The sequence below is a fragment of the Enterococcus sp. DIV1059_2 genome, from assembly GCF_051713685.1.
GTDB classification, from domain to species: Bacteria; Bacillota; Bacilli; order Lactobacillales; family Enterococcaceae; genus Enterococcus_D; species Enterococcus_D casseliflavus.
The window spans coordinates 895,523-918,736 of record NZ_JBIOQK010000001.1; the positions used below are offsets into that span (position 1 = coordinate 895,523).

Genomic DNA, 23,214 nt, shown 5'->3' on the forward strand with positions numbered 1-23,214 from the left:
AGGAAAGCTGTATGGCACATCATCACCACCATAGTCATATAGATTGTATACGTTTAGTTCCGATTTTTAATCACCTAAATGAAGAACAAATGAGTTTAATTGCGCAATCAGCGCAAGAAGTACATTATGCAAAGAATGCGTTGTTATTTGGAAATGGTGATAAAGATGACACACTTTATATTATAAATAATGGGCGTGTACGTGTTTATAACTTAAATGAATCTGGTCGTGAACAAACTGTACGCATATTAAATCCTGGTGATTTTATGGGAGAAGTGGCTATTTTTCAAACTGAAAGTTACCATTCTAATTATGCTGAAGCAATATCAGAAGTGAGCATATGTAGAATTCATAAAAAGGATATGGATGACTATTTAGGCGCTTACCCAGAAATTATGAGAAGAATACTATCAGATGTTACGAAACGTTTACAGGTATCAGAAAAGCAAACGATGCAGGTTGGTATGGAGCAAGTAGAGTCTCGTATTATTGATTTTCTATCAGAATACGTTGAAGATGAAGAAAACCATACTTATGTGACTTTACCAATGTCGAAAAAAGATCTAGCCTCGTACTTGGGTACAACCCCAGAAACAATAAGTCGTAAGTTCTCATCATTGGAAGAGAGAGGTTTAATTAAACAGCATACTCAAAAATATGTTGAGATATTTGATTTAGATAAGTTATTATTTGCATCAAGTTAAGTTAAATGGTTCTGTGTCAAATAGTATTGGTCAGCAACACTATTTTTACCAAATGTTGAAAAATGAGGAACAGGATCTTCTAAACTCAAACCTAAAAACCAGCGATAAGCGATATTCACTTCTATTTCTTTTATTGTTTGTCTCATACTTTTAATACCAAATAGATATTGAATCATTGGTAATTTAATTAGAAGAATAGGATCCAAGCTAGGACGTCCTTGGATTTCATCGTATTTCTCTTTAACCAATTCATAAATAAAGGAGAAATCAATACATTGATCTATTTGCCGCAATAAATGGTCCTGTGGGACCAAGTCTTCAAGAGAAAAGAAACCGATTTGTGCGCGTTTACTCATATCTTGTTTTGAGAGCATCTGGATACACCTCCAATTGATACTCTTATTTTAACGGATAAAAAAAGACAAAGCACTAAAAACTAGTACTTTGTCTACAGTCTGAAAGCCCCATTTAAGGGGCTTTTTTATCTATAAAATAAAGTTCAGAAAAGTCTCAATCGTGCCACTTTCATACATGATGTATAGTCCAAGTGGAATGAATACTAAGGGCACAATGATTCGCTCGTATTTTTCAATTGTCTCGGATATTAACGGAATAGAAGATAGCACCCGACTAAGCTCGCAAAAGATAATTATGCCGATTGCAAACACAAGCAACGCCACGAGGGTCTGTGACCAATCTAACGAAGCAAAATAAGGTATATAGATACCTAAATTATCTCCGCCAGACGCAATTGTCAGCAATGTGACTGTCCAAAACAGTTGATTTGCCTTGCTTTGTTCTAATCTTTCAATAATTTCTTCCTCTTCTTCTTCCTCACCTTCTCCAACAATTGCAAAGCGAATCCCTAAATAGATAGGGATTAAACCAAGCAATCCAACCATCCATGCTTCAGGCACGAAATTGACGACATAAGCAGCAACTAAACTCGCCCCTACAAGTAAGCCAGTTCCTAGATATTGCCCCGCATAAATATGCCATTTCTGTTTATTCTGTGATAGCTGTGCAAATAAAATAATTAAAATAATTAAATAATCGATACTGGTGGAAATATAAACACCAATAGCAGATATGATTGTCTGTCCCATAAAAAAACCTCCAGTATTAGTCAGTAATAAATCAGCAGATTTTAGGAGAGCACAGACACATTAATTTAGCTATCGCTAATGGGTAATGTCGAACGTAGGAAAGCATTTTACTCCTCCTCAAAACGTAGTTACAAAGTAATTTCTAACTGGAATTCGGTGACTACTTCCTTGTAAAGTATAACCCACTATACTTTACAAGGTAAAGTGTGGGCTCTCCGAGGGGTCTTGCAGACGGCTCTGTCGGCTCTTTTGAGCCGAGTATCAGCGCACCCTTATGGTGGCATTTAGCTGATACCTGTTTGACGTTTTGCTACTCTACCTTTTCGGTAGGTATGCAAACCTCAAACCAAAATAAAAACCCCCTTCGACTTTCGTCAGGGGGCTTTTATATTTAAGTGCATTTAATTTTGAAGATTACCCTCAAAATATAGACCAAAAACATCGACATTATTATTAATGGTTTGATGAAAACGAGTGATATTTTTGAACGTAAATTCATCACTATGATTTTCAAAGTATCTTCTTAACTGAATAATATTTTTTAAATCATTATCTGCAACAACAGTTAATAATTCATCTTTAAATTTACCAGTCATCTCTCAAAAATCTCCTAGCTATTTTTCTTCTTTAACCACATACCGTCAATCATCTTGTTGATTGCTAAAGTATTATTATTAATTGCCACGTCAAACAATTCATCTGATTTTTGAATACAAATCATTAAAATGGTAATTATGATATTGATTTTTGGGATTCTTTTCCAGCTGGAATGGACGAGTTAGCGAAAATTTTTAGAATGGTTGTCATGGGTGAAGATACCGTAAAAGGAATTGCATTAACTATGGAAATATTGCGGATGCTGCGACTATAGCTAAAGAAGCCTTAGAGGCGTTCTGTGACTTACTACAAGAAGAAGGAAAAGGTTGCTTTAAAGATCCAGAAAAAATTGCCAAATCATTCAACGTGCAATTACCATGAGTTATCGTTTAGGTAGACTTTCACAAGAATCCATCAATGTCGTTCTAAGTGTTCTTGTACGTGAAATTCGTGCGCTTGAAAAGAACATCAAAGACTTGGAAAAGCAATCAAGCAATTATTTGTCGGCATTCGAGAATATCAATATTTGCCCGGTGTTCCAGGTATTGGAAAGGTGTACTCCACTTAATTAATCGTTGAAATCGGTCAAATTGAACGATTGGAAAATCAAACAAAATTGGCAAAATATGCAGGCTTATATTCGAAAGTCAAACAATCTGGTAACTGTCAGTCATAAAATACACCTCTGACAAAACAAGGGAATCGCTATTTTGGATACTACTTAGTTAAAGCTACCAACTCTATAAAAAAGTATCTTCCTGAATATAAAGTTTTTTATCAAAGCAAATGTAAAGAGGTCCCAAATATAAACACAAACGAGCAATCGTCTTAAGTTACGCGTCTTGTGGATACGCTACTACGTAACCATCGACTCTACGCGTTGCCAAGGAGAGTAATAGGTAAATAACATTCTGTTATTGACGCAAACCTTTGAAATCCCCTGTAAAAAATTTGATTTTAGGCGGAGCTAGTTAAGTGCGCTTCAAAACAGGTTACACAATAAAAATATTTTCAATCTTCAACTTGACTTATTACCATTAGATTTATTGACAAGAGCCTTTAAAATATATCTATTTTCGGTTTTTTATATTCAACAAGAAAAGACAAGATTCTCGAAGTACTGGAAGATTCTCGTCTTTTCTTTCATTTCATTGTTATTTAAGAGTTATCGTTACGATAATTTTGTCCATTTATTTTCTTAAAATCACAACTAAATTTTATCATAAAAAAAATGATTCCTATAAGTTAGACTAAGAATCTAACTTTTGGGGATCGGTTCAAAAAGTCTAGTTTCTTTATAAATTCATGAAATTATCAAATTCTAAAAATTCATTATATCCGAGAATGATTGAGGAAGAGAACAAATCTCTTGTCGAAGAAATAAAAAATGCACGAGAAAAAATTGCTTCTTTCACTGAAGAAAAAGAATATCAAGTCGGAGAGTAGTTAGCAAAAATGTAAGATTCAATCACCACTTTGGAGAATACGATTGAATCATTTAAAGGGAACATTTCAGATAATCAAACCAAAATTTCTGATATCGAAAAGACGATTCAGTTGATTGAATCGAAAATTGACGAACTCAAAAAAGGTGTGTGAGATAACATGTCAAAGAAACGAATTCCGGTATTTTTAGACACGGAACATGAAGATGCTTTGAAAGAATTATAAACCTATCTGCCCGTTGACGAGGATATTAAAGATAGTCCGATGATTCGATATGCGCTGCTTGAATTACTTAATCGGGTGAGAAAAGAAATAAATTTCGAAAAAAAAAGTATTGGATTCTTTGTCTTTATTAGAGATTATGACCAATGCAAAATTGGAGCAAGATCATACCAAAATACAAGACCTTTTTTCTTCTGATGTTTATCAAGAAGCAGTCACAATGAGTAAGAAAGTTGTTCGAAATAAGAACTATCGCTTTAAAAACAGGAAGGACGAATCAAAGAAAGAAGAAAAGAAAAAGGTCAAATCTGTTCAAGAAGATGTCAAAAAAGAACGTGATTTTAATGATATTGTTTCCCAATATTTACCAAAATAATTGAGGGTTGATGGTGGCACCTAGGTGGCACTTTTTACAAAAAGTACCACCTAGGTGCCATCGGTAGTGGTATCTGGGTGCCACTAAAAAAGCCGCAATGATATCACTTTGAAATCTCTTAAAACCCAATAGGCACAGCCTATTTTCCACCTTCTAACTAGAAGGTGGGGGTATCTACCTTATGCTCTTTCCCTTTTTTTGATCTAAAAGAAGCAATCGATTTACCTGTTCCTTCCCTTTTTTATCAATATTTTTTCCTAAACGGTGAGTATAATTGTCGCTTTTCATTTTTATTTTAATATTCAAATTGAAGACAAGGAGTTCGGTTATTTGATTTATACAATTAGTGACATTCAAAAATTATGTACACCAATATTTTTAGAATGGAAAATAAAAAAAGCTTTTCTGTTTGGGTCATACGCTCGAAACGAAGCAACAGAAACCAGTGATTTAGATATTTTAATCGACGGTGAAGGGTCTTTGCTCCAAAATATATTTGATGTGATTCGGTTAAAAAGTAAATTAAGTAGCGCATTAAAAAAAGAGATCGACCTTACTACACTACGTGCAATCAACGCAGAAACAAACCAAAAAAGAAACCCACTTCTCAAAGAAAATATAGAAGCAGATTGTGTAATGATTTATGATTTTAAAACGAGCGACTCATTTAAAGTAAAGGGTTGAAGCGCAGATACCATTGATCAATTTTTACAAAACTTTTGATTAGTTAGAGAGAAAAAACTTTGCAAAATAGTTTACTTTCGTTATGATAAAAAAGAGAAATGGCGTACAGCGTTTGCTGTGCAGACGCTGTAGGATTTTTGCGCTAGCAAAAAATCCTTGTAGCCTTTCTGGTGTCACTTCAGCTTGCTGTGCGAGCTGAAGTGACCGTGAACCCCCATTTACTAATAGGGGGGTTAGGAAACGACTTCCTACATGTAACGAGGTCAGAAAAACCTTAGTGCTGCAAGGGATTGAGCAATTTTAAAGTTGGTTACATTTTTGACCGATAAAAGTTGAGAATGTAACCAACTTTTTTAGACAGAAAATCGCAAATAGTTTTAATGTAAAAAAACGATCGGTACTGATTGCTGCATTTTGATTTTTTCAAAATTTCTTGCTATAATAAATGTGCGAAGCGATATTAAAGAACAAGCATGTTTACACCAAAAAGCCCTCCTACTGCGAATAGGAGGGCTTTTTTTGCGCTGTTGCGACTCCAGCGTTGGGGCCAGAAGGCAACTGCTTCGACTATCGGCTAATCGTCTAGCCAGCGATCAACTAGTAAGAGTACTAGACCCACGAATAGTGGAGCGATAATCAGCGATATTAAAGTTTCTAGCATATTTACACCCCCTCACGGGGCAGTTGCCATTAACGAGTATAACATGAACAATTCAAGTGATCAGTTGTTTCTTTATTTTCTATTGTCTTTATAATAATCCATAAAAAGAGGAGTTGATATTGTGCACGGTGCAGAGGATTCTCGGCTAACCTATGAACTTTCCCGCTACTTGACCAATACAGAATGGGATCGAATCGAACGAACCAAAAAAATTTATGAAAGGATCAAGAGTGAGGAAGAACTGAACCAACTCAGTAAATCCACAAAAATCCCTTTCGACCATTTACGGCTGATCATGCAAGGTGAGATCATAGCGGACGACTATATACTAAAATTACTAGAAGAAAACATGTAGTTTTCTTACTACATGTTCCTCTACTTTGATTGCTGCATTCAATCGGTTTCGCTTGGCAAAGCGAATTCATGTATACTAAAAGAAAAACAAACGAGGTGGCACCCTTGTGACAACGGACAGATAACCAAAACAAATGTTGACAGTAAAAGAACTTGCTGAATTTTTTGGTATCAGCAGACAAGCTAGGTCGTCCCGATTTGCTTGAAGCGTTCGAAGTTCCTGACACAGCAGCTGCACGTATACTAAGACTAAAAACTGATAGACCAACATTAAGAAAAGAGAATATATTACAGAAAATATAACTTTAAGGTGGAATAGTTATGGGTAAATTCTTTTCAAAATATGATTATTTTTTATATTTTATTGTCGCTATTTTAAGTTTAATCGCATTTCTAGCAAGACATAGTACAACTTGGTTAGTGTTATTTTTCGGGTGGTTAAGTATTGGATTTACTCATGTTGCAAGAAAAAAGCACAAGTAGCAAAGTAAAAAAAAACTTGGAAAGAAAAATCTTTGCAAGTTTTTTTTACTTTAATTGAGATTTTATCCATTCTATTGCAGAACTTTTGCTATTATTTGTTTGAACATCTGGATTAATAGGAACATTTTTATAAATTTTATTTGTTCTGTCTTTTACAAAAGCAGAAGTTATTTGTAATGTCGATCCATCGTATAAATAGACAGTTTGATTGGCAGAAGTGTAACCTGCTGAATCAGACCCAAAAAATTTAACATTAGGGATCCCCTTAAAGCACAAAGCGGTTAATTCGCCAGAACTCCCTGTATTACTGTCTATTAATATGGCAATCGGCACTTTTTTTATTTTTTTGTTATCACTTATTTTTATTGTTGAGATGTTACTGTTTAATTTGCCACTTTTAAGAGTTACAGGCTCTAAATCGTTGTTTCTATCGGTTCTGTTGCAAAGTTTTAAATCTACTATCAAATAAGGTAGAATAATAGAAAAAGATAGCAGGAGGAATGACGATGAATCCTTTTAAAGGAAAGCAATTTCAGCAGGATGTGATTATTGTAGCCGTGGGCTACTATCTTCGTTATAACCTTAGCTATCGTGAAGTTCAAGAAATCTTATATGATCGTGGCATTAACGTTTCTCATACGACGATTTACCGTTGGGTGCAAGAATATGGTAAACTACTCTATCAAATTTGGAAAAAGAAAAATAAAAAATCCTTTTATTCATGGAAAATGGATGAAACGTACATCAAAATTAAAGGAAAATGGCATTATTTGTATCGAGCCATCGATGCAGATGGTTTAACCTTGGATATTTGGTTACGTAAAAAACGGGACACACAAGCAGCCTATGCTTTTCTTAAGCGGTTAGTGAAGCAGTTTGATGAACCGAAGGTTGTAGTCACAGATAAAGCCCCCTCTATTACAAGTGCCTTTAAGAAACTAAAAGAATACGGCTTTTATCAAGGGACAGAACATCGTACCATTAAATACCTGAATAATTTGATTGAACAAGACCATCGTCCAGTAAAGAGACGCAATAAATTCTATCGAAGTTTACGCACTGCCTCTACCACGATTAAAGGCATGGAAGCCATTCGAGGATTATATAAGAAAACCCGAAAAGAAGGCACTCTCTTCGGGTTTTCGGTCTGTACTGAAATCAAGGTATTATTGGGAATCCCAGCTTAAATCATAGATACCGTAAGGGATTTTATTCTTTATTTAAAACTTTGCAACAGAACCGTGTGCCTTGTACAATCAATCTCGTTACAGCTTCCAAATCCCCGCATGTAACAAGAGTGATCATTTCTTTATTAGGAATATCATCAATGACTTCTACTTTTGATGGATCCACTTTTTCTTTCAAAGACACTTGGTAAATATAAATATTCTTTAAGTCTGTTACATATATTTTTTCTTTTAGAGAAATAAACTCTAATGGAGAAAATAATATAGTTTTATCTTTAGCACTATGGCTTGCTAAAGCATAATTTCGTTCTCCCATCTGCTGATTTGATTTCATTGTACCAGCCCCAGAAAGTAGTGAAATATTGTCTAAGCCTTTGTATATGGGTAAAGATAATTTTACATCGGGTATAGCGATACCACCTATTATAGGTAAATCACTATTTTTAAATTGTGCTTTTAATACTAACTCATTTGAAATAGATTCAACAGAATCAAAGTCAAAGTTTCCTTTCCTTTTCAGATTGTCTTCCAAATCTTTCTTTGAATAATTTGCTATGTCATATTGTTGAACTTGTTTATTCAGTAAGTAAGATCGAATTTGAAAATTAAATATTAAAACTAAGCCTATAAGAAAAATGGTAATTAAAAGTAAATTTAAAAAAATACGCTTGATTCTTTTTATCATTTTTAGATTCCTAGAAATGGAGCAGGATCTACGAATCCAGACCAATTTGAGCTAGTCGCTATTCCAAAATGTAAATGAACTCCAGTTGAATTTCCTGTAGTCCCCATGGTGCCAATGGTCTGGCCAGCACTCACTGATTGGCCCAGTGCAGCAATAAAATTACTTAGGTGAAGGTAATATGAGTAGTAGCCATCTCCGTGATCAATAATAATGTAATTACCTGCGGATCCATCAAAGGATGCCTGCACTACAGTTCCTGATCTAGATGCCATGATAGGCGTTGACGAAGTTCCACCCATATCTATACCATCGTGAAAAGATCCAGAGAATCCAGTAGGATCAGATCTTCCGCCAAATGGACTTGTGACAATAATGTTGGCTACGGGTGCGCCCCAACCAGAAGAACTAGGGCTTTGAACCTGATTATTATTGGAAGAATTATTGTTGTCTTGGTACTCATCTTGATTAACTGAGTTAGATTCTTTATCCGAAGTTTCATTTGTGATCTGTTTTTCTTCCTGCGTATCAGTATTTCCTTGATCTGTTCCTATGTCTTCGTTACCATCTATTTGTGATACTTCGTTTTTCTGATCTTTTATAATAGATGCAGATTCTTCCTCTTGAGCTTTTAAAATAGCCGCAGCTTCTGCTTCTTTTTTCTTTTCCTCTGCTAGGGCTTTAAGTTCCTCTTCCCTTCTTTTTTCTGCTTCTTGTTTTTGATTTTCAAATTTTTCTTTCTCGGATTGCTCTGTCGCCAAAGAAGCGGATATCTCATTAATTTTTATACTTTGATTCAATTTAGCTTCTATAAGATTTTTTTCTTTCTCTTCGAGAGAGCGAGTTTCCTTTTCCGCATCTATAACTTTTTTCTCAGCTTCTTTTTTTAATTCATCTAAACTTTCTTTATCATCTATCTGAGCCTGCATAATCTCATTACTAGCAGAAATAAGCTTAGTCATACCAAAGGCTGCTGTGACTGCATCTGATAATGATTCAGCGTTTACCATGACAGATATTATAGAGTCACTTTTTTGATTTACTTGTGCATTCCGAGCTTGTTCTTCGATAAGTTTATTTCTAAGGTGTATTTTTTTCTCAAGAGTAGTAATTTTTTGATTAATTTCGGTAAGTTTTTTCTCAGATGTGTTTTTTTCCTTTAGCACTTTTTGATATTCATTTTCTAGCTGAGTTATTTTGTTATCTAAATCAGTAAGATAAATTTTAGCTGATTTTTGATCTTTCACAATCGTTTCAATTTTATCATTTTTTTCTTTAATTTTTTCCTCAATAGTCTGCGCTTTAACTAATATACTATTACTAAAAAATAGCGAAAACACAATGACCGAGGTAGATATAATTATTTTTTTCAAATTGATTTTTCACTTCCCTTATTTTTAATTGTGAAGAAATATTTTACAAATATTCTCCTCTCTATTTTTATGTGTATTACAGGTTCTATTAGGAACTGAAATTGGAATTACTATACAAAAAGTAATAGGATCCATATGCTACATTTCAATTTAATAGACAGATTTAAAATAACTAAAACTTATGGAGATTTTGTGGAGTAGAAACATATCTACATAAAATTCACACAACTGTAAAGTATGATATCAAAAGTTAATATAGGAGAACGAATTTAGTGGATAAAATATTGAGACTTACGAAACCTTGGGACTATCTCATTATTATTGGAGTCATTATGGCATCATTTTTACCATATTTACTATTTGATACTAATAAAAATGAAAATAATAGAGAAAGTAAAGATGTAATTGCAGTTGTTAAAATAGATGGAGAAGTCGTAGACAAATTTAACTTATCACAAGTTAGTGAGTCTTTAGAAAAAACATATTATCCTCAAAAAGGGAAATACAATATTATTGAAGTAGCTCCAGGGAAAATTAGGGTAAAAGAAGATAATAGTCCTGATCAAATTGCTGTTCGTACAGGCTGGATTAGTAGACCAGGGGAAATGAGTATATGTTTACCTCATAAATTGATTGTTGAAATTTTAGGAATAGAAGAGAATCCATTAATTTATTAGTATGACTAATAAACAATACAAATCCTACATTTACATTGATTACAGAATGGAGCCGAACTAGACTTTTAATAAGAAAAGTCATAGATATCAGGCCAAAGTAACTACTATCGTTATAATTGATTATATTAGGAATGTTGCATGTAGCACGTTTTATTAGAGATGACTAGGTTATAAAAATATTAATAATTGATATTAATAGGGATGGTGGTTATCATTACAGTGGATAATACTTATTTAACAGATGTGTTTAATCAATATAAATTACGCGAAAATTTACTGTATCAAACTTGGTTTATCAAAAGTGAAAAACGTTTGAAAGCGTTTAAAAAAGTTAGGAAATACGTACAAGTACTTATCAAACATGTCAATAACGGAACGTTCCCAACAGATTTTAAAAATTCAGCCCTAGAGGACATAATGAATGTAATTGCAGAACAAACAGAAATTTTTAAAGGAGCCAAGCATGCATTTATGTGGAAACCTAAATTGAGAATTCCGGATATTTATGAAAATAGGGAAAATCAGTTAGCTTTTTCACTTTGTCTTGATCAAATTCTTAAAGCTAATCAAGAAATTAAAATGTTATTTGCTATAAATATTCTAGCAGAAAAGAAAATCAGAGGGCTTGGTCCAGCTGTCGCAAACATTTTATATTTTCTAGAACCTACCATTTTCCCTCCTTTTAACACAGCTATTGTAAATGGATATAATTATCTTACGGGCTCGAAAATTCGCTTAGGTAAATGGGAGGACTATTTTAAACTCCGTGATGGTATGATTGAACTCAACTGCTTAGGAGGACTTTTTTCGAAAGATTTGGGTGCTATCTCAGCTTTTTTATTTGATATTGGGAAACTAAATTATATTGTTCGCGAAAATGAAGAAGAGTATGTCAGAATTTCAGAAAGTAACACACAGAAATTAATAAAACAGAAGTTGGAAAAAGAGGATGGCAAAAATGTGCACCAAAAAATCCAATATATCTTAGCTACTTTAGGTAATGAGATAGGTTATCATGCTTGGATTGCCTCAAACGATCATAATAGAATTGTAGATGGGAATCGCTTAGGAGATGTGTCTATACCTCTATTACCAGAAACAATCTATCAATTACCAAATCCGTTAAGTAGGACGATTGGTTTGATTGATGTTATTTGGTTTTCAAAAAATGGGGAACCGATATGTGCTTTTGAGGTTGAAAAATCGACGTCAATAATTTCTGGGATGAATCGAATGGATGATTTGTATTCGATTCATCAAGAAAATTTGATGATGTATATTGTCTCACCAGATCAACGTGAAGAGGAGATACGAGCACAATTTAATAGACCACATTATATGCGTAATCAAAATTTGCATGATCACTTACGATACATTCTATTTACAGATTTAGAGAAACATGCTAATTTTATGAAGAAATTTGGCAAAGATTTTACAATTTTAGCCCCGATATCTCATTATCCAAGTGGTGAACTAGTTCGGTAGTTATTCTGGACAAAGAAGTTGAAATTAATACGGTTAATTGTAGTATAAATAAGCATTTGGGCAGAATTGGAAATCAATCTTCCCTTTTTTTACGAGTAGCTTCCACATTTATAATGGCGCTCATTGCTATTGAATGTCTTAGCAACGTCTAGAAGAAAATCATCATATTAATGCTGCCCATGCTTCCATTTTAGTAACTTTTCGTTGAAGAAAATTGCGGATAGAGTGAATACTATCTATTCATAACCTAGAAATGTTATCTAAAAAGGTATTTTCCTTATATTCATCGAAGATAATGGTTTTATTTGCACTTAAAAAAGAAACAATAAATCTTACTTCTAGAATCCCCTGGTGTATGGACTACCCCATACACCAGGGAATGTTATGTACTCTTGGTGGAATGCAACGAGTGGATGGAATGATGAGGATCATTTTCTTTGGTGTCAGAAATACATAAAGAAAGATTATAAACCACGCATGCCTTATTCGTTTTATAAAGAGTAAAGTTAGACTAAATATTTTGAGAGAATCAATTCTATTCTGAACCATGAATTTAGTGAATTTTAAAGGAGTGTGAAATATAAATCACACTCCTTTAACTTATTTTAACCGTGATTTCAAATCGCTTAGTTCACTACTTAAGATATCATTTTGCTCTTTTAAATTTTCAAGATCCTGTTTCAATTGTTCGTCATCTTTTTCATTATGCGATCCTGAGTGCATACCCCTCATCATAAATATCATCATTATCGGACATAATAAAAGTAATAACCACTGCATTGTCATCGCTCCTTAACTAAGTTCTTTAGAGTAGCAACTTCTTCTTTTAATTGCTCAGTTTGGATTTTTAAACTTGCTATATCATTTTCGGAACCAGTGTGTTTTGAATGATCTTCTCCATGCATATGATGATGCCCAGCATGTCCGTGCCCTTTATGCATAAACATCATTGAGATAGGGCAAATTAGTAGTAATAGTAGTGGTAAGAGATTAAGTAATGCTTCCATGTAAATCTTCCTCCTTAGATTTTTTGAGATAGATGTAAGTTAATATAGAGCCAATTAATAGGACTATGGACAGGACTTGAGCCATTCTCAAGTTTGCTGTTAGCATTAAACTGTCGGTCCGTAATCCTTCAATCCAGAATCTCCCGACGGAATATAGTGAAACATAAATTAAAAATATTTGCCCAAAGAACATTCTATTTCTAGACACCAGAAGCAAAATAATGAGTACTCCTATATTCCATAAAGACTCATATAAAAAAGTCGGATGATGGTAGGCCCCATCAATATACATTTGATCAATTATGAAAGATGGGAGTTTCAGAGATTGTAGGAACTCTATGTCTACAATTTCTCCATAGGCCTCTTGATTCATAAAATTTCCCCATCGTCCAATGATTTGTCCAATTACTATACTGGGAGCAACTACGTCAGCAACATTCCAAAAAGAAAGATTTTTCTTCTTGCAATAAATAACCCCTGTCAATACAGCACCAATTAATCCACCATGTATTGCTAGACCACCTTCCCAAATTTTTAAGATACTTAAAGGATCATCAATGTACAAAGGTAATTCAAAAAGTACATAGTATAATCTGGCCGATATAATAGAAACTGGCAATCCATATAACAACAGATCAACAATTGTATCCTCAGGCAATGCCGCACGCTTTGCTCTTCTATTAGCAACAAAATATCCGATTATGATCCCAAACACTATGAAAATGGCATACCAATAAATAGTAAATGGACCAAACGAAATAAATACTCTGTCGTAGGGTTCTCTCAAATTCTTCCCTCCTTCCTAATGAACTTGTTTTGACTATAGCAGGCTATTATGGAAATTTTATGTAGACTTTTTGACAGATACATTAGTACACATTTTCTACACAAGTTTTTTTATCATTATATTAAAAGGAGTGATCTAATATAAATATTAATTTAATGAAAAAAAGCATGCTATTTCTATTATTTTTTGTCTTTGCTTTATCCCTCGCGATTACATTGACAATCAACTTCCCTGGTTTGCTCAAAATCAATTTATTCTTTCAAAGCGATATAAATTTTCAAAACTGGAGTAGATCTCAAGTTAATCAAGATTTTAAAAATTTAATGGGCTATTTAAATAATCCTTTTCAAAAAGAATTGGTTTTTGATAATCTATACGTCTCAGATCGTGGTATAAACCATTTTAAAGATGTTAAATTTTTGTTCCAGCTTAACTATTCATTGCTTCTTTCTACGAGTAGCGTTCTTTTATACCTAAACAGGAAAAAATTAGTAACGCGTGATCAAGTCAGAGAAATCACTAGTTTAATCAAGTGGATGATAATATCAGTCTGTGTAATGGCACTTCTGTTTTTTGATAAAGCATTTGTGCTTTTTCATCAAGTATTTTTTGACAATGATGATTGGATGTTTGACTATCGTACAGATCCAATTATCAGTTTTTTACCGGAAACATTTTTCTTTTTATGCTTTTTATTAATTGTAACTATAAGTGTTTCTACTTTGACAACAATTCATCATTTGTTTAATAAAGAAGAACGTACTTTATGAATAGCCTAAGGAGGGATGGTCTTGGTCGAACGCAAAATACAGGTATCGAATTCAGAGTTAGATGTTTTAAAGTTTATCTGGAGATATGAACCGGTAATATGTGGTTTAATAACACATGGAATGCAAGAGCGTAATAGTTGGCATCCCTCCACAACAAAAACGTTAATAAGAAGGTTGTTAGATAAAAATGTGATCACGTTTAACACTTCAAAAAACCAAAGATACTACACTTCACTGATTAAGAAGCAAGAATTTTTAGAAACCGAAATACAAAGGTTACTTTCTGGAATGGATGAAGGTTGTATCTCAGAAGTAAGCTACTATTTAAACGGATTGGTTAAACGTTCTGACACGGAGGAATTCAATGATTTCAAAATATAATCTTTATGGAATGACTTGTGCAGTTTGCGCAACAACAATAGAGAAAAAAATTCATGAGTTGGATGGAGTATATTTCGCTAAAGTTAACTTAACAACTGAGGTTCTAAAATTGGAATATGATGAAGGTGTTTTGTCTAATCATACAGTTATAACAGCTATTCAAGACATTGGTTATGACGCTGAGATTCGAAAAAAAACTGAGATAAAGGTATTTGGAATAAGTGGAATGACTTGTGTGTCCTGCGCTAACAAAATTGAAAATGTAGTTAAATCAATGACTTATGTCAAATATGCCAACGTAAATTTTGAAGCAGAAAAACTCTCGGTAATATCAACTGACCCTTCAGCGGTTGCAAAAATAAGTGATGTTGTCAAAACTCTTGGATATCAGCTATATGCTCTTTCTGAAGAGGAGGAACAAGTAATTTATAAAACAAAAGAACAAGAGCAACAGAAGCTAAGGCGAAGATTTATCACGTCAATGCTATTTACAATTCCTGTTCTATATGTTGCTAGTGCAAATATACTTGAGTTACCCCTATTTGAAATAATTGATTCTACGACAAACCCTAGTTTTTTTTCGCTGACGCAATTGATATTTACCACTCCGGTTATATTGGCCAATAAAGACTATTATAAAACTGGATTTTCCGCACTCATGAAAAAACATCCGAATATGGATACATTAATTGCTTTAGGTACAAGTATTGCTTTTTTATACGGCACCTTTGCAACAATACAGATTATATTCGGAAATTATCTCTATACAAAAGAGCTCTACTTTGGAGCATCAGCAGTGATATTAACGTTAATCAGACTAGAGAAATACCTAGAGTTGGTGACGAAAGATAAGACATCTGAAGCAATACAAAAATTAATGAGGATGACTCCCAAAACAGCGAAAACTATCAGACATAATAAGGAACAGACTGTTCCTATTGAATCAGTTTTAGTAGGAGATGTGATCATAGCAAAACCAGGAGAGCGTTTGCCACTGGATGGTATTGTAATAAGTGGTAAGTCTTTAGTTGATGAATCTATGCCTACAGGTGAAAATCTTCCTGTTGAAAAGAAAGCTAATGACCGAGTAATAGGACCCAGTAAAAATAAAAATGGCGTAATAAGATATGAAACAACTCATATTGGTAAAGACACCACTTTAGCTCAAATAAGCAAACTAGTGGATGATGCACAATCTTCGAAAGCTCCAATCGAAAAACTGGCTGATATCATTTCAAGTTACTTTGTATATATCATTATTCTAGTTGCGATTGGATCTAGTCTACTTTGGGTGCTATCTGGACAAAGTATTTCGTTTTCATTCTCAGTCTTAATTTCAGTTTTAGTTATAACATGTCCTTGTGCATTCGGTTTAGCTACACGGACAGCTATTATGGTCGGTATGGGAAAAGGCGCTGAAAATGGTATTTTAATTAAAAGTGGTGAAGCTTTAGAAACAACTCATCACGTAAAAACAATATTATTCGATAAAACTGGTACGATTACAAAAGGAAAACCTGTGGTAACAGATATAATACTTGCAGAAAATATGGATAGAAACTTTCTCTTGTTTTTAGCGGCCTCTGCTGAAAAAGCATCCGAGCATCCGCTTGGGGAGGCAATTGTAAAAGAAGCCGAAATCGTGGGGATTGATCTGGTTGAACCTAGTATATTCGAATCTTTCTCTGGATTGGGCATTAATGCTATATTGAAAGGTACCGAAGTAAGTTTAGGAAATGAAGAGTTCTTTAAGCAGTTGAATATAGACATTAGTAAATTTAAGTTAATTTCAGATAATTTAGCATCTAAAGGAAAGACACCAGTGTATATTGCAAATGATCGTATCTTTCTCGGAATAATTGCGATTGAAGACACTATAAAGCCAGCAAGTGCATTAGCAATTCAAAAGTTGAATAAACTTGGCCTCAATGTGGTTATGCTCACGGGTGATAATAAACTTACTGCACAGGCAATAGCTAATCAAGTTGGGATCACCAACGTTATTAGTGAGGTATTACCTCAAGAAAAGGCCTATTATGTTAAAATGTTGCAGTCAAAAGAACATAGGGTTGCAATGGTAGGTAATGGGATAAACGATGCACTTGCCCTCGCTCAAGCGGATATAGGTTTTGTGATGGGTTCTGGTACTGATATAGCGATGGAATCTGCGGATATAATATTGATGAACGACGATCTGCAATTGCTAATGTCCACGATCGATTTAAGCAAAAAAACAATTTGGAATATAAAGTCAAATTTGTACTGGGCATTTGCTTATAACATGTTAAGTGTTCCAATAGCGATGGGTGTTTTGAACATTTTTTGGGGGCCTTTATTAAGCCCGTTAATTGCAGGCGTTGCTATGAGTTTTAGCTCAATAACAGTACTTTTAAATTCACTTCGCTTAAAAAACTTCAAAGTCAAATAGGAAAGGTGATTGTCTTATGACTGAACATTTACAGACCTTATTTATTAGTGGAATGGCTTGTCTAGGATGCGCCGGAGAAATTAAGTATGCATTAGAAAAGAATCCCTCAATTTCTGTTAGGAAAGTAAATCTCGAAGAAGGTTTAGTAACTATTGCAACAAAGACAGATTTATCAATTAGCGTTATTAATCAATTGTTGAAAAATACGAATTATAAGGCATTATAAGTTTGGTGAATCATCACATTAAATATGTGAATTCTTATGGTAAGAAAGTTCCTCTATATTCTACTTTTTTCAAATTGAGATATATAGAAAAACCAGTTTTTTAAATTTATTCACTGCTTTTTGTGCATAAGTATATGTTGAATCCAATGGACGGATTTCTGAGAGGCATTTCATGTTTTTTTGAACTCAAAAATCCTTTGGAATCCCAATGTAGGTTTTTGGTATTAGTTGAAATGGATTTTCACTTGGTAGTAGAGGAGGGTAGAGAGGATTGTGAAATTCTTATGTAGAACAATTATTTATTTGAATAGGAGGAAGAACTATCCAAAATAGCAGTTCTAAACTTATATTTCATATTAGGATGCTTATCGAATATCATCATAGCACTTCTACCTGTTAGGATATTCATGAAACTCGAAACCTATGTTTTGGGCGCGATACTTAGCGATATATGTACATGATATGCAATCATACACTAAACAAATCAATCTGTATCTATCCTATATTTAAAAGCTCTAAAACAAACTCTATACATGGTTTCTCCATAAATTTTCCTTATGATACTTGTAAGACAATTCTTAAAAGATTGATTAGATTAGTAAATCCAATATAGGCGACTTTTTTAAGAAAGAAGGAATTTTATGATGAAATATTTGCAAATAGTGGTTATTGACGGAATGAATTGCTCAAGGTGTGCATCAAAAGTAAGAAATGCTTTGGAAGCAGAGCCAACAGTCAGTGTAAAAATAGTTGATTTGGCTAGAGGTACAGTTACTTTCGATGCTGATTCAAAATTAACTTTAACATTCTTAAATCAACTACTAAAAAATACAAAGTATACTGTAACTAGGGATATATCTATATAAGTATAAGTATATGTGGGGGAATCAACACAAAATCTCCACATATTTTTTTTATGGTAACTACATAATAGATATGGGAGATGATGGGTTGAAGAATAATAAATATATTTGGTTAGCAGCAACAATATCAATGTTGACCCTAGGCGGTGTTTTCATATTGATTCAACAGCAGAACAAGGAGGAGCATGCTGAAGTTGTCTTTCAAGAAGAACAACGACAAATCTCAAGTAGAATGTCCAATATGATGGGGGATAATCAAGAAGCTGATTTGAAGGTAGTACACCAAACGGAGAGACAACTATTGATTCCCCCTGTTCTTGAACCATCTTCAAAAAGCAAAGAAAATGTGATATATGATATAGTTGCTCAAAACGGAGAAGTTCAAATAATGGATGGAGAAAAAACTGAAACATTAGGCTATAACGGGGATTTTTTAGGACCAGTTATTAGACTGAAAAAAGGTCAAAAAGTTACTATCAATACAACCAATAATCTTGATGCTAGCACATCTTTTCATTGGCACGGTTTGAAAGTAGCTTCTGATGCAGATGGAGGTCCACATCAGATTATAGAAGCAGGACAGAAAAAAAGTGTAACATTCGAGGTTGATCAAGAAGCTTCTACACTCTGGTTTCATCCCCATCCGGAAGGAGAAACAGCATCTCAAGTTTATAAGGGTTTAGCAGGTTTGATGTATATTGATGATGACAACTCAAAATCATTAGATTTACCTTCCAAATATGGTGTCGACGACATTCCCTTGATTGTGCAAGATAAATCTTTCAGCTCCACTAATCAAATTAACTATGAAAATGATTTTAACTCTGATGGAACAAAAGGGGAGACGTTGCTTACTAATGGCACTATCAATCCATATATTGAGATAAAAAACCGATGGATGAGGTATAGAATTGTTAATGGATCTAATTCAAGAAACTTCACTTTTACTTTGGATAAAGATGAATCATTCTACCAAATTGCTACAGATGGTGGTTTTCTGAATACTTCTGTTAAACTTAGTAAACTACTTTTAGCCCCCGGGGAAAGGGCAGAAATATTAGTGGATACTCAGAATTATAAAAAAGGTGAGGTAATTCATTTACTAGCAAATAATTTGGTTGCCTTGACAATGAGAATTGAGAATACGATAGAAAACAAAGAGTTTACTCCCTCTGATAGTCTAAATACTATTAGTACTTTAGATGAAAAGAAATTGGAAGATTTAGCAAGACAAAGTATTAATTTAAGAGGAATGTCTCACATGGTAAACATCAACAATAAGCAGTTTGATATGGAAAGAATAGATTTATTTAAAAAACTAGATACTCAAGAGATTTGGGAAGTTAACAATACTAATAGTATGATGGGAGGAATGATTCATCCGTTCCATATCCATGGTGTTCAGTTTCAAATTTTATCTAGAGACGGAAATCAGCCCGCACTAAACGAGCAGGGATGGAAAGATACTGTGCTGGTAAATCCGGATGAAACAGTAGAACTTCTTGTGAAATTCGACCATAAGGGTATTTTCATGTATCATTGTCATATATTAGAACATGAAGAGTATGGCATGATGGGACAAATGGAAATTAAATAGAAAATAATTTAAGAAGGATGATTGTCTATGAAAATTCTTATTGTGGACGATGAAGAAAAAATTTTGGAAATTATTGATGCCTATCTAGTTGCTAATCATTATTCAGTTTATAAAGCAATAAGTGGTGCAATGGCATTGGAAAAGTTCGAGAAAAATAATCCTGATTTAGTTGTGTTAGATTTAATGCTTCCGGATACTGATGGATTGACTGTGTGTAGAAAAATCAGAGAAGTATCAAATGTACCAATTATAATGTTAACAGCTAAGTCTGATGAGGATGATATTCTTACTGGTCTCAAGTTAGGTGCCGATGACTATATGATTAAACCATTTAGTCCCAAAGAATTAGTTGCGAGAATACAAACTGTATTGCGCAGAACTGAGACCTTATCAAATCCTAATAAGCTTTCTTCAAGTAATGGGGAATTGATAGTATATCCTGAAAGTCGCCAAGTTTATCTACATCAAGTGGAATTAAACCTCACAACAACTGAATTTGATATTCTACACGCCCTAATATCCACACCTAATAAAGTCTTTTCTCGTAGTGATTTGATAGAGAAAGTTAAGGGAATAGAATTTGATGGACTAGATAGGAGCATCGATTCTCATATAAAAAACTTAAGACATAAAATTGAGAATGATGCTAAATCACCTATGTATATTTTGACAGTCCATGGTACAGGATATAGATTTGGTGGCCACTAATGAGAAAAAGAACGATAAAAACTCAATTAGTTCTTTCCTTTTTAGCAATCGCAACATTAATAATAGGATCGATTAGTTTAGTCGCATTAAGTTTGACGAACAATCATTTTAGTAAATACGTAGAAGAGCGACAAGAAGATTTGTTGAATCAGTATGTATATACAATTGATTTATTGTGGTTAAATAGTGGAGAAACATGGAACAGCGAGGAACTTGCAGCACTATCTGAGAAAGCATTAGAAAATAATATTTATTTTTCTATAGAAGACGAACAAGGCAACATGGTTTGGGAACTTAAAGGAAAAAATTTGAAGTCAGCACAGGACAAACTGAAAAAAAATGCCTTGAAAGTTTCTGAGAAAAAAAGTGTGAAACTAGACGAAACAATAGAAGCGAAAAAGAAGTTAATTAATGATGGAAACGAGTTTGGAAAAGTAACGTTTTATTATTTCGGACCTTTTGCTTATACAGAGCACGATGCCTTGTTTATCTCCAGTATGAAACAAAGTTTAATGTATGTTGCTATTGCAGCTCTTCTTGTATCATTTATACTTGCTTCGTGGATCTCTGCTAGATTAGGATTACCACTAAAGCATGTAAGCGACTTTACACATAAATTAACCCGTGGGGAATATGCTGATAAAATCCCACAAGAAACTTCAATTATTGAAATTAATTCCTTGATTGATTCCCTAAATGATTTAAGTAATCAGTTGGAGAAACAGCATGGACTTCGAAAAAGATTAACTACTGATATTTCACATGAATTAAGAACTCCATTAGCTACCCTCAAAGGCAATGTGGAAGGAATGATTGACGGAGTCTGGAAAATAACTCCCGAGCGCCTACAATCTTGTTATGATGAAATAGATCGTCTAACTCGTTTAATTGGAAATATAGAAGTAATCAACAAAATTGAAGCAAAGTATGATCATTTAAATAAAACTGAGTTTAGCATATATAAGTTGATCGAATCCGTTATTGAAAATTTCTCCAGCAAATTTGAGTCAAAAAACCTTCATGTTGAAATCCAAGGGGATAACATCAATATATTTGCAGATAAAGATAAAATGAACCAAGTTGTTATCAATCTTTTGAGTAATGCTATTAAATTTACGCAAAAGGATGGAACCATTAAGTTTTCTATAAGTAAAAATAAAGACCATGTTCTTTTAATTGTTGAAGACAACGGCATTGGTATAGAAAAAGATCAGCAACTTCATATTTTTGATAGATTTTATATGGCTGACCCCTCCAGAAGTAGAGCTTTAGGGGGGCAAGGTATCGGATTAGCTATTGTAAAGAGCGTTATTGAAGCGCATAAAGGTAGTATAACTGTAAAAAGTAAATTAGGTCTAGGAACTAAATTTGTTATAAAGTTACCATTTCAATAAAGGAGGAGAGTTATTTGTTTCAAAAACAGATAAAAATTGCTAAACTAGTATGTGAATGTTGGGCAAAAAAAATATTTTTTCAACTGATTTCGATAGATAGTGTCGAAAAAGTTCATTTAGATATCTTATCAAATTCTGTAGTAATCTTTTCTAAGAAGGACTTATCAATAGCTACAATTAAAAAAGAAGTTTTTGGATTACAAATTTATGAGATGACCTAAATGTGATTAATTAAAGGAGGATGAAGACAGTGAAAAAGATGACAAAATTAGTATTTGCAAGTCTTGGAATTATTGTATTTTTAGGAGCGTGTAGCAATCAAAGTGAATCGAATAATTCTAAAAGCACAAACGAGGAATCGACTTCTACAGCGTCTAGTGAAATGAATAGTATGGAGGGAATGAATCACGAAGGTATGGTTCCTTCTTCAATGAAAGATGCTGCAAACCCTAAATTCCCGGTGGGAAGTAATGTTATACTGCTAGGCGATCATATGGAAGGGATGAAAGGTGCAAATGCTCAAGTTGTAGGGGCCTTTGATACTACAATGTATGAAGTAAGCTATGAGCCAAAAACTGGGGGACCAATGGTTAACAATCATCGATGGGTAGTACAAGAAGAGTTAAAAGATACTGAGACTGTAGCAAATGAGGGCGATACTGTTATCTTGAATGCCGATCACATGGATGGGATGATGGGAGCTGAAGCAAAAGTAGATAAATCTATTACAGGAACTGTTTACGTTGTTAATTACACTCCAACCGATGGTCAAGAAGAAGTTAAGAATCATATGTGGGTAACTGAAGATGAGATGGAATATGACGAAAATAATGAGTAATTTTATATACTAAACCAATAAGCTGGTACATGGCCTTCGTATTCTCAACATGAGGAATATGAGCTCTTTGTTAATAAGGACTGATGAGTTGTGCAAAATCAAATCTGGGTCAGAACGAACCTCATTCTGGCTCAGATTTTTGGCTCTTCGACATTTAGTGCTGGTAGAGAGACAACTG

Annotated in this window: 26 protein-coding genes and 3 pseudogenes; 18 read left to right on the forward strand and 11 right to left on the reverse strand. The window is 33.7% G+C overall.

The window, feature by feature from the left end; genetic code table 11:
* The first annotated feature begins 11 nt into the window (after positions 1 to 11).
* Positions 12 to 704: a Crp/Fnr family transcriptional regulator gene (locus tag IGI72_RS04230; RefSeq protein ID WP_005225225.1), complete on the forward strand. Its 693-nt coding sequence runs from the start codon at positions 12 to 14 to the stop codon at positions 702 to 704.
* Between the two features lie 41 nt (positions 705 to 745).
* Here the strand turns inward: IGI72_RS04230 and IGI72_RS04235 are convergent.
* The 3 genes and pseudogenes from IGI72_RS04235 to IGI72_RS04245 all read right to left on the reverse strand — a co-directional run.
* Positions 746 to 1,078, reverse strand: a pseudogene (locus tag IGI72_RS04235) (transposase); the annotation flags it as partial.
* Between the two features lie 111 nt (positions 1,079 to 1,189).
* Positions 1,190 to 1,810: a CadD family cadmium resistance transporter gene (locus IGI72_RS04240; RefSeq protein ID WP_005237707.1), complete on the reverse strand. Its 621-nt coding sequence runs from the start codon at positions 1,808 to 1,810 to the stop codon at positions 1,190 to 1,192.
* Positions 1,811 to 2,211: 401 nt separating this feature from the next.
* Positions 2,212 to 2,406 (reverse strand): hypothetical protein, encoded by a 195-nt coding sequence (locus IGI72_RS04245; RefSeq protein WP_005225228.1) that lies wholly within the window; start codon positions 2,404 to 2,406, stop codon positions 2,212 to 2,214.
* A gap of 271 nt (positions 2,407 to 2,677) precedes the next feature.
* Here IGI72_RS04245 and IGI72_RS04250 point away from each other — a divergent pair.
* From IGI72_RS04250 to IGI72_RS04260, 3 genes and pseudogenes are all read left to right on the forward strand, one after another.
* Positions 2,678 to 3,314: pseudogene (locus IGI72_RS04250) on the forward strand (transposase); the annotation flags it as partial.
* An 882-nt stretch (positions 3,315 to 4,196) separates the two neighbouring features.
* Complete coding sequence (locus tag IGI72_RS04255) at positions 4,197 to 4,451, forward strand: hypothetical protein (RefSeq protein ID WP_223597930.1); 255 nt, start codon at positions 4,197 to 4,199, stop codon at positions 4,449 to 4,451.
* Positions 4,452 to 4,781: 330 nt separating this feature from the next.
* On the forward strand, positions 4,782 to 5,135 hold the full coding sequence (locus IGI72_RS04260; RefSeq protein WP_034868666.1) for a nucleotidyltransferase family protein: 354 nt from the start codon (positions 4,782 to 4,784) through the stop codon (positions 5,133 to 5,135).
* A 574-nt stretch (positions 5,136 to 5,709) separates the two neighbouring features.
* Here IGI72_RS04260 and IGI72_RS04265 read toward each other — a convergent pair.
* Complete coding sequence (locus IGI72_RS04265; protein WP_115224856.1) at positions 5,710 to 5,796, reverse strand: type I toxin-antitoxin system Fst family toxin; 87 nt, start codon at positions 5,794 to 5,796, stop codon at positions 5,710 to 5,712.
* Positions 5,797 to 5,917: 121 nt separating this feature from the next.
* Between IGI72_RS04265 and IGI72_RS04270 the strand changes: the two genes are divergently transcribed.
* Positions 5,918 to 6,151, forward strand: coding sequence for a hypothetical protein (locus IGI72_RS04270; protein ID WP_005225230.1), 234 nt, complete (start codon positions 5,918 to 5,920; stop codon positions 6,149 to 6,151).
* Between the two features lie 527 nt (positions 6,152 to 6,678).
* On the opposite strand, the gene IGI72_RS04275 is transcribed toward IGI72_RS04270, so the two are convergent.
* Complete coding sequence (locus IGI72_RS04275; protein ID WP_229045690.1) at positions 6,679 to 7,098, reverse strand: S41 family peptidase; 420 nt, start codon at positions 7,096 to 7,098, stop codon at positions 6,679 to 6,681.
* A gap of 41 nt (positions 7,099 to 7,139) precedes the next feature.
* Here IGI72_RS04275 and IGI72_RS04280 point away from each other — a divergent pair, with 41 nt between their 5' ends.
* A complete protein-coding gene (locus IGI72_RS04280) occupies positions 7,140 to 7,820 on the forward strand; it encodes an IS6-like element IS1216 family transposase (protein ID WP_001067799.1) in 681 nt (226 codons plus the stop codon).
* Between the two features lie 22 nt (positions 7,821 to 7,842).
* On the opposite strand, the gene IGI72_RS04285 is transcribed toward IGI72_RS04280, so the two are convergent.
* Together IGI72_RS04285 and IGI72_RS04290 are read right to left on the reverse strand one after the other, a co-directional pair.
* Positions 7,843 to 8,505 carry a class A sortase gene (locus IGI72_RS04285; protein WP_438753274.1) on the reverse strand — a complete coding sequence of 221 codons (663 nt, stop codon included), beginning with the start codon at positions 8,503 to 8,505 and terminating at the stop codon, positions 7,843 to 7,845.
* Between the two features lie 2 nt (positions 8,506 to 8,507).
* The gene (locus tag IGI72_RS04290) at positions 8,508 to 9,875 is read right to left on the reverse strand and encodes a peptidoglycan DD-metalloendopeptidase family protein (RefSeq protein WP_074536906.1); all 1,368 of its coding nucleotides are present in this window, start codon (positions 9,873 to 9,875) and stop codon (positions 8,508 to 8,510) included.
* Between the two features lie 272 nt (positions 9,876 to 10,147).
* Between IGI72_RS04290 and IGI72_RS04295 the strand changes: the two genes are divergently transcribed.
* Both IGI72_RS04295 and IGI72_RS04300 read left to right on the forward strand, forming a co-directional pair.
* Entirely contained in the window at positions 10,148 to 10,552 is a 405-nt protein-coding gene (locus IGI72_RS04295; RefSeq protein ID WP_002337550.1) for a NusG domain II-containing protein, read from the forward strand.
* Positions 10,553 to 10,753: 201 nt separating this feature from the next.
* On the forward strand, positions 10,754 to 12,037 hold the full coding sequence (locus tag IGI72_RS04300; protein ID WP_005237611.1) for a hypothetical protein: 1,284 nt from the start codon (positions 10,754 to 10,756) through the stop codon (positions 12,035 to 12,037).
* A gap of 600 nt (positions 12,038 to 12,637) precedes the next feature.
* Here the strand turns inward: IGI72_RS04300 and IGI72_RS04305 are convergent.
* From IGI72_RS04305 to lgt, 3 genes are read right to left on the reverse strand one after another with little or no spacing between them, the layout of a single operon-like run.
* Positions 12,638 to 12,823, reverse strand: coding sequence for a DUF2933 domain-containing protein (locus tag IGI72_RS04305; RefSeq protein WP_002307645.1), 186 nt, complete (start codon positions 12,821 to 12,823; stop codon positions 12,638 to 12,640).
* Positions 12,820 to 13,044 carry a DUF2933 domain-containing protein gene (locus IGI72_RS04310; RefSeq protein ID WP_002307648.1) on the reverse strand — a complete coding sequence of 75 codons (225 nt, stop codon included), beginning with the start codon at positions 13,042 to 13,044 and terminating at the stop codon, positions 12,820 to 12,822. The genes IGI72_RS04305 and IGI72_RS04310 overlap by 4 nt, the downstream gene beginning before the upstream one ends.
* Positions 13,028 to 13,831, reverse strand: a complete 804-nt coding sequence (gene lgt / locus IGI72_RS04315; protein WP_002294779.1) for a prolipoprotein diacylglyceryl transferase — start codon at positions 13,829 to 13,831, stop codon at positions 13,028 to 13,030. The genes IGI72_RS04310 and lgt overlap by 17 nt, the downstream gene beginning before the upstream one ends.
* A 155-nt stretch (positions 13,832 to 13,986) precedes the next feature.
* Here lgt and IGI72_RS04320 point away from each other — a divergent pair, with 155 nt between their 5' ends.
* Genes IGI72_RS04320 through IGI72_RS04335 form a run of 4 tightly spaced genes read left to right on the forward strand, consistent with a single transcriptional unit; the run spans position 13,987 to position 17,636 of the window.
* Positions 13,987 to 14,601: a TIGR01906 family membrane protein gene (locus IGI72_RS04320; protein ID WP_002337632.1), complete on the forward strand. Its 615-nt coding sequence runs from the start codon at positions 13,987 to 13,989 to the stop codon at positions 14,599 to 14,601.
* A gap of 15 nt (positions 14,602 to 14,616) precedes the next feature.
* Entirely contained in the window at positions 14,617 to 14,982 is a 366-nt protein-coding gene (locus IGI72_RS04325; RefSeq protein WP_005237590.1) for a BlaI/MecI/CopY family transcriptional regulator, read from the forward strand.
* Positions 14,966 to 17,410: a heavy metal translocating P-type ATPase gene (locus IGI72_RS04330; protein WP_029486063.1), complete on the forward strand. Its 2,445-nt coding sequence runs from the start codon at positions 14,966 to 14,968 to the stop codon at positions 17,408 to 17,410. Before IGI72_RS04325 ends, IGI72_RS04330 begins: the two co-directional genes overlap by 17 nt.
* Positions 17,411 to 17,426: 16 nt before the next feature.
* A complete protein-coding gene (locus IGI72_RS04335; RefSeq protein WP_002325575.1) occupies positions 17,427 to 17,636 on the forward strand; it encodes a heavy-metal-associated domain-containing protein in 210 nt (69 codons plus the stop codon).
* A 340-nt stretch (positions 17,637 to 17,976) separates the two neighbouring features.
* On the opposite strand, the pseudogene IGI72_RS04340 reads toward IGI72_RS04335, so the two are convergent.
* Positions 17,977 to 18,096, reverse strand: a pseudogene (locus tag IGI72_RS04340) (transposase); the annotation flags it as partial.
* Between the two features lie 181 nt (positions 18,097 to 18,277).
* On the opposite strand from IGI72_RS04340, the gene IGI72_RS04345 reads away from it, so the two are divergent.
* From IGI72_RS04345 to IGI72_RS04370, 6 genes are read left to right on the forward strand one after another with little or no spacing between them, the layout of a single operon-like run.
* On the forward strand, positions 18,278 to 18,502 hold the full coding sequence (locus IGI72_RS04345; RefSeq protein ID WP_002294786.1) for a heavy-metal-associated domain-containing protein: 225 nt from the start codon (positions 18,278 to 18,280) through the stop codon (positions 18,500 to 18,502).
* Between the two features lie 10 nt (positions 18,503 to 18,512).
* Positions 18,513 to 20,096, forward strand: coding sequence for a multicopper oxidase family protein (locus IGI72_RS04350; protein ID WP_005237583.1), 1,584 nt, complete (start codon positions 18,513 to 18,515; stop codon positions 20,094 to 20,096).
* Positions 20,097 to 20,123: 27 nt separating this feature from the next.
* The gene (locus tag IGI72_RS04355) at positions 20,124 to 20,804 is read left to right on the forward strand and encodes a response regulator transcription factor (RefSeq protein ID WP_002294790.1); all 681 of its coding nucleotides are present in this window, start codon (positions 20,124 to 20,126) and stop codon (positions 20,802 to 20,804) included.
* Positions 20,804 to 22,198: a sensor histidine kinase gene (locus IGI72_RS04360; RefSeq protein WP_002337643.1), complete on the forward strand. Its 1,395-nt coding sequence runs from the start codon at positions 20,804 to 20,806 to the stop codon at positions 22,196 to 22,198. Before IGI72_RS04355 ends, IGI72_RS04360 begins: the two co-directional genes overlap by 1 nt.
* Positions 22,199 to 22,212: 14 nt before the next feature.
* Positions 22,213 to 22,419 (forward strand): hypothetical protein, encoded by a 207-nt coding sequence (locus IGI72_RS04365; protein WP_002307659.1) that lies wholly within the window; start codon positions 22,213 to 22,215, stop codon positions 22,417 to 22,419.
* A 20-nt stretch (positions 22,420 to 22,439) separates the two neighbouring features.
* Positions 22,440 to 23,036 (forward strand): YdhK family protein, encoded by a 597-nt coding sequence (locus IGI72_RS04370; protein ID WP_002316691.1) that lies wholly within the window; start codon positions 22,440 to 22,442, stop codon positions 23,034 to 23,036.
* Positions 23,037 to 23,214: the final 178 nt, after the last annotated feature.

Coding starts and splice junctions, on each gene's coding strand:
- IGI72_RS04265 (WP_115224856.1), bottom strand. CDS start 5,796: ATGCTAGAAACTTTAATATCGCTGATTATCGCTCCACTATTCGTGGGT.
- IGI72_RS04245 (WP_005225228.1), bottom strand. CDS start 2,406: ATGACTGGTAAATTTAAAGATGAATTATTAACTGTTGTTGCAGATAAT.
- IGI72_RS04310 (WP_002307648.1), bottom strand. CDS start 13,044: ATGGAAGCATTACTTAATCTCTTACCACTACTATTACTACTAATTTGC.
- IGI72_RS04325 (WP_005237590.1), top strand. CDS start 14,617: ATGGTCTTGGTCGAACGCAAAATACAGGTATCGAATTCAGAGTTAGAT.
- IGI72_RS04305 (WP_002307645.1), bottom strand. CDS start 12,823: ATGACAATGCAGTGGTTATTACTTTTATTATGTCCGATAATGATGATA.
- IGI72_RS04355 (WP_002294790.1), top strand. CDS start 20,124: ATGAAAATTCTTATTGTGGACGATGAAGAAAAAATTTTGGAAATTATT.
- IGI72_RS04350 (WP_005237583.1), top strand. CDS start 18,513: ATGTGGGGGAATCAACACAAAATCTCCACATATTTTTTTTATGGTAAC.
- IGI72_RS04335 (WP_002325575.1), top strand. CDS start 17,427: ATGACTGAACATTTACAGACCTTATTTATTAGTGGAATGGCTTGTCTA.
- IGI72_RS04330 (WP_029486063.1), top strand. CDS start 14,966: ATGATTTCAAAATATAATCTTTATGGAATGACTTGTGCAGTTTGCGCA.
- IGI72_RS04320 (WP_002337632.1), top strand. CDS start 13,987: ATGAAAAAAAGCATGCTATTTCTATTATTTTTTGTCTTTGCTTTATCC.
- IGI72_RS04345 (WP_002294786.1), top strand. CDS start 18,278: ATGATGAAATATTTGCAAATAGTGGTTATTGACGGAATGAATTGCTCA.
- IGI72_RS04370 (WP_002316691.1), top strand. CDS start 22,440: ATGAAGACAGTGAAAAAGATGACAAAATTAGTATTTGCAAGTCTTGGA.
- IGI72_RS04285 (WP_438753274.1), bottom strand. CDS start 8,505: ATGATAAAAAGAATCAAGCGTATTTTTTTAAATTTACTTTTAATTACC.
- IGI72_RS04360 (WP_002337643.1), top strand. CDS start 20,804: ATGAGAAAAAGAACGATAAAAACTCAATTAGTTCTTTCCTTTTTAGCA.
- IGI72_RS04300 (WP_005237611.1), top strand. CDS start 10,754: ATGGTGGTTATCATTACAGTGGATAATACTTATTTAACAGATGTGTTT.
- IGI72_RS04280 (WP_001067799.1), top strand. CDS start 7,140: ATGAATCCTTTTAAAGGAAAGCAATTTCAGCAGGATGTGATTATTGTA.
- IGI72_RS04240 (WP_005237707.1), bottom strand. CDS start 1,810: ATGGGACAGACAATCATATCTGCTATTGGTGTTTATATTTCCACCAGT.
- IGI72_RS04230 (WP_005225225.1), top strand. CDS start 12: ATGGCACATCATCACCACCATAGTCATATAGATTGTATACGTTTAGTT.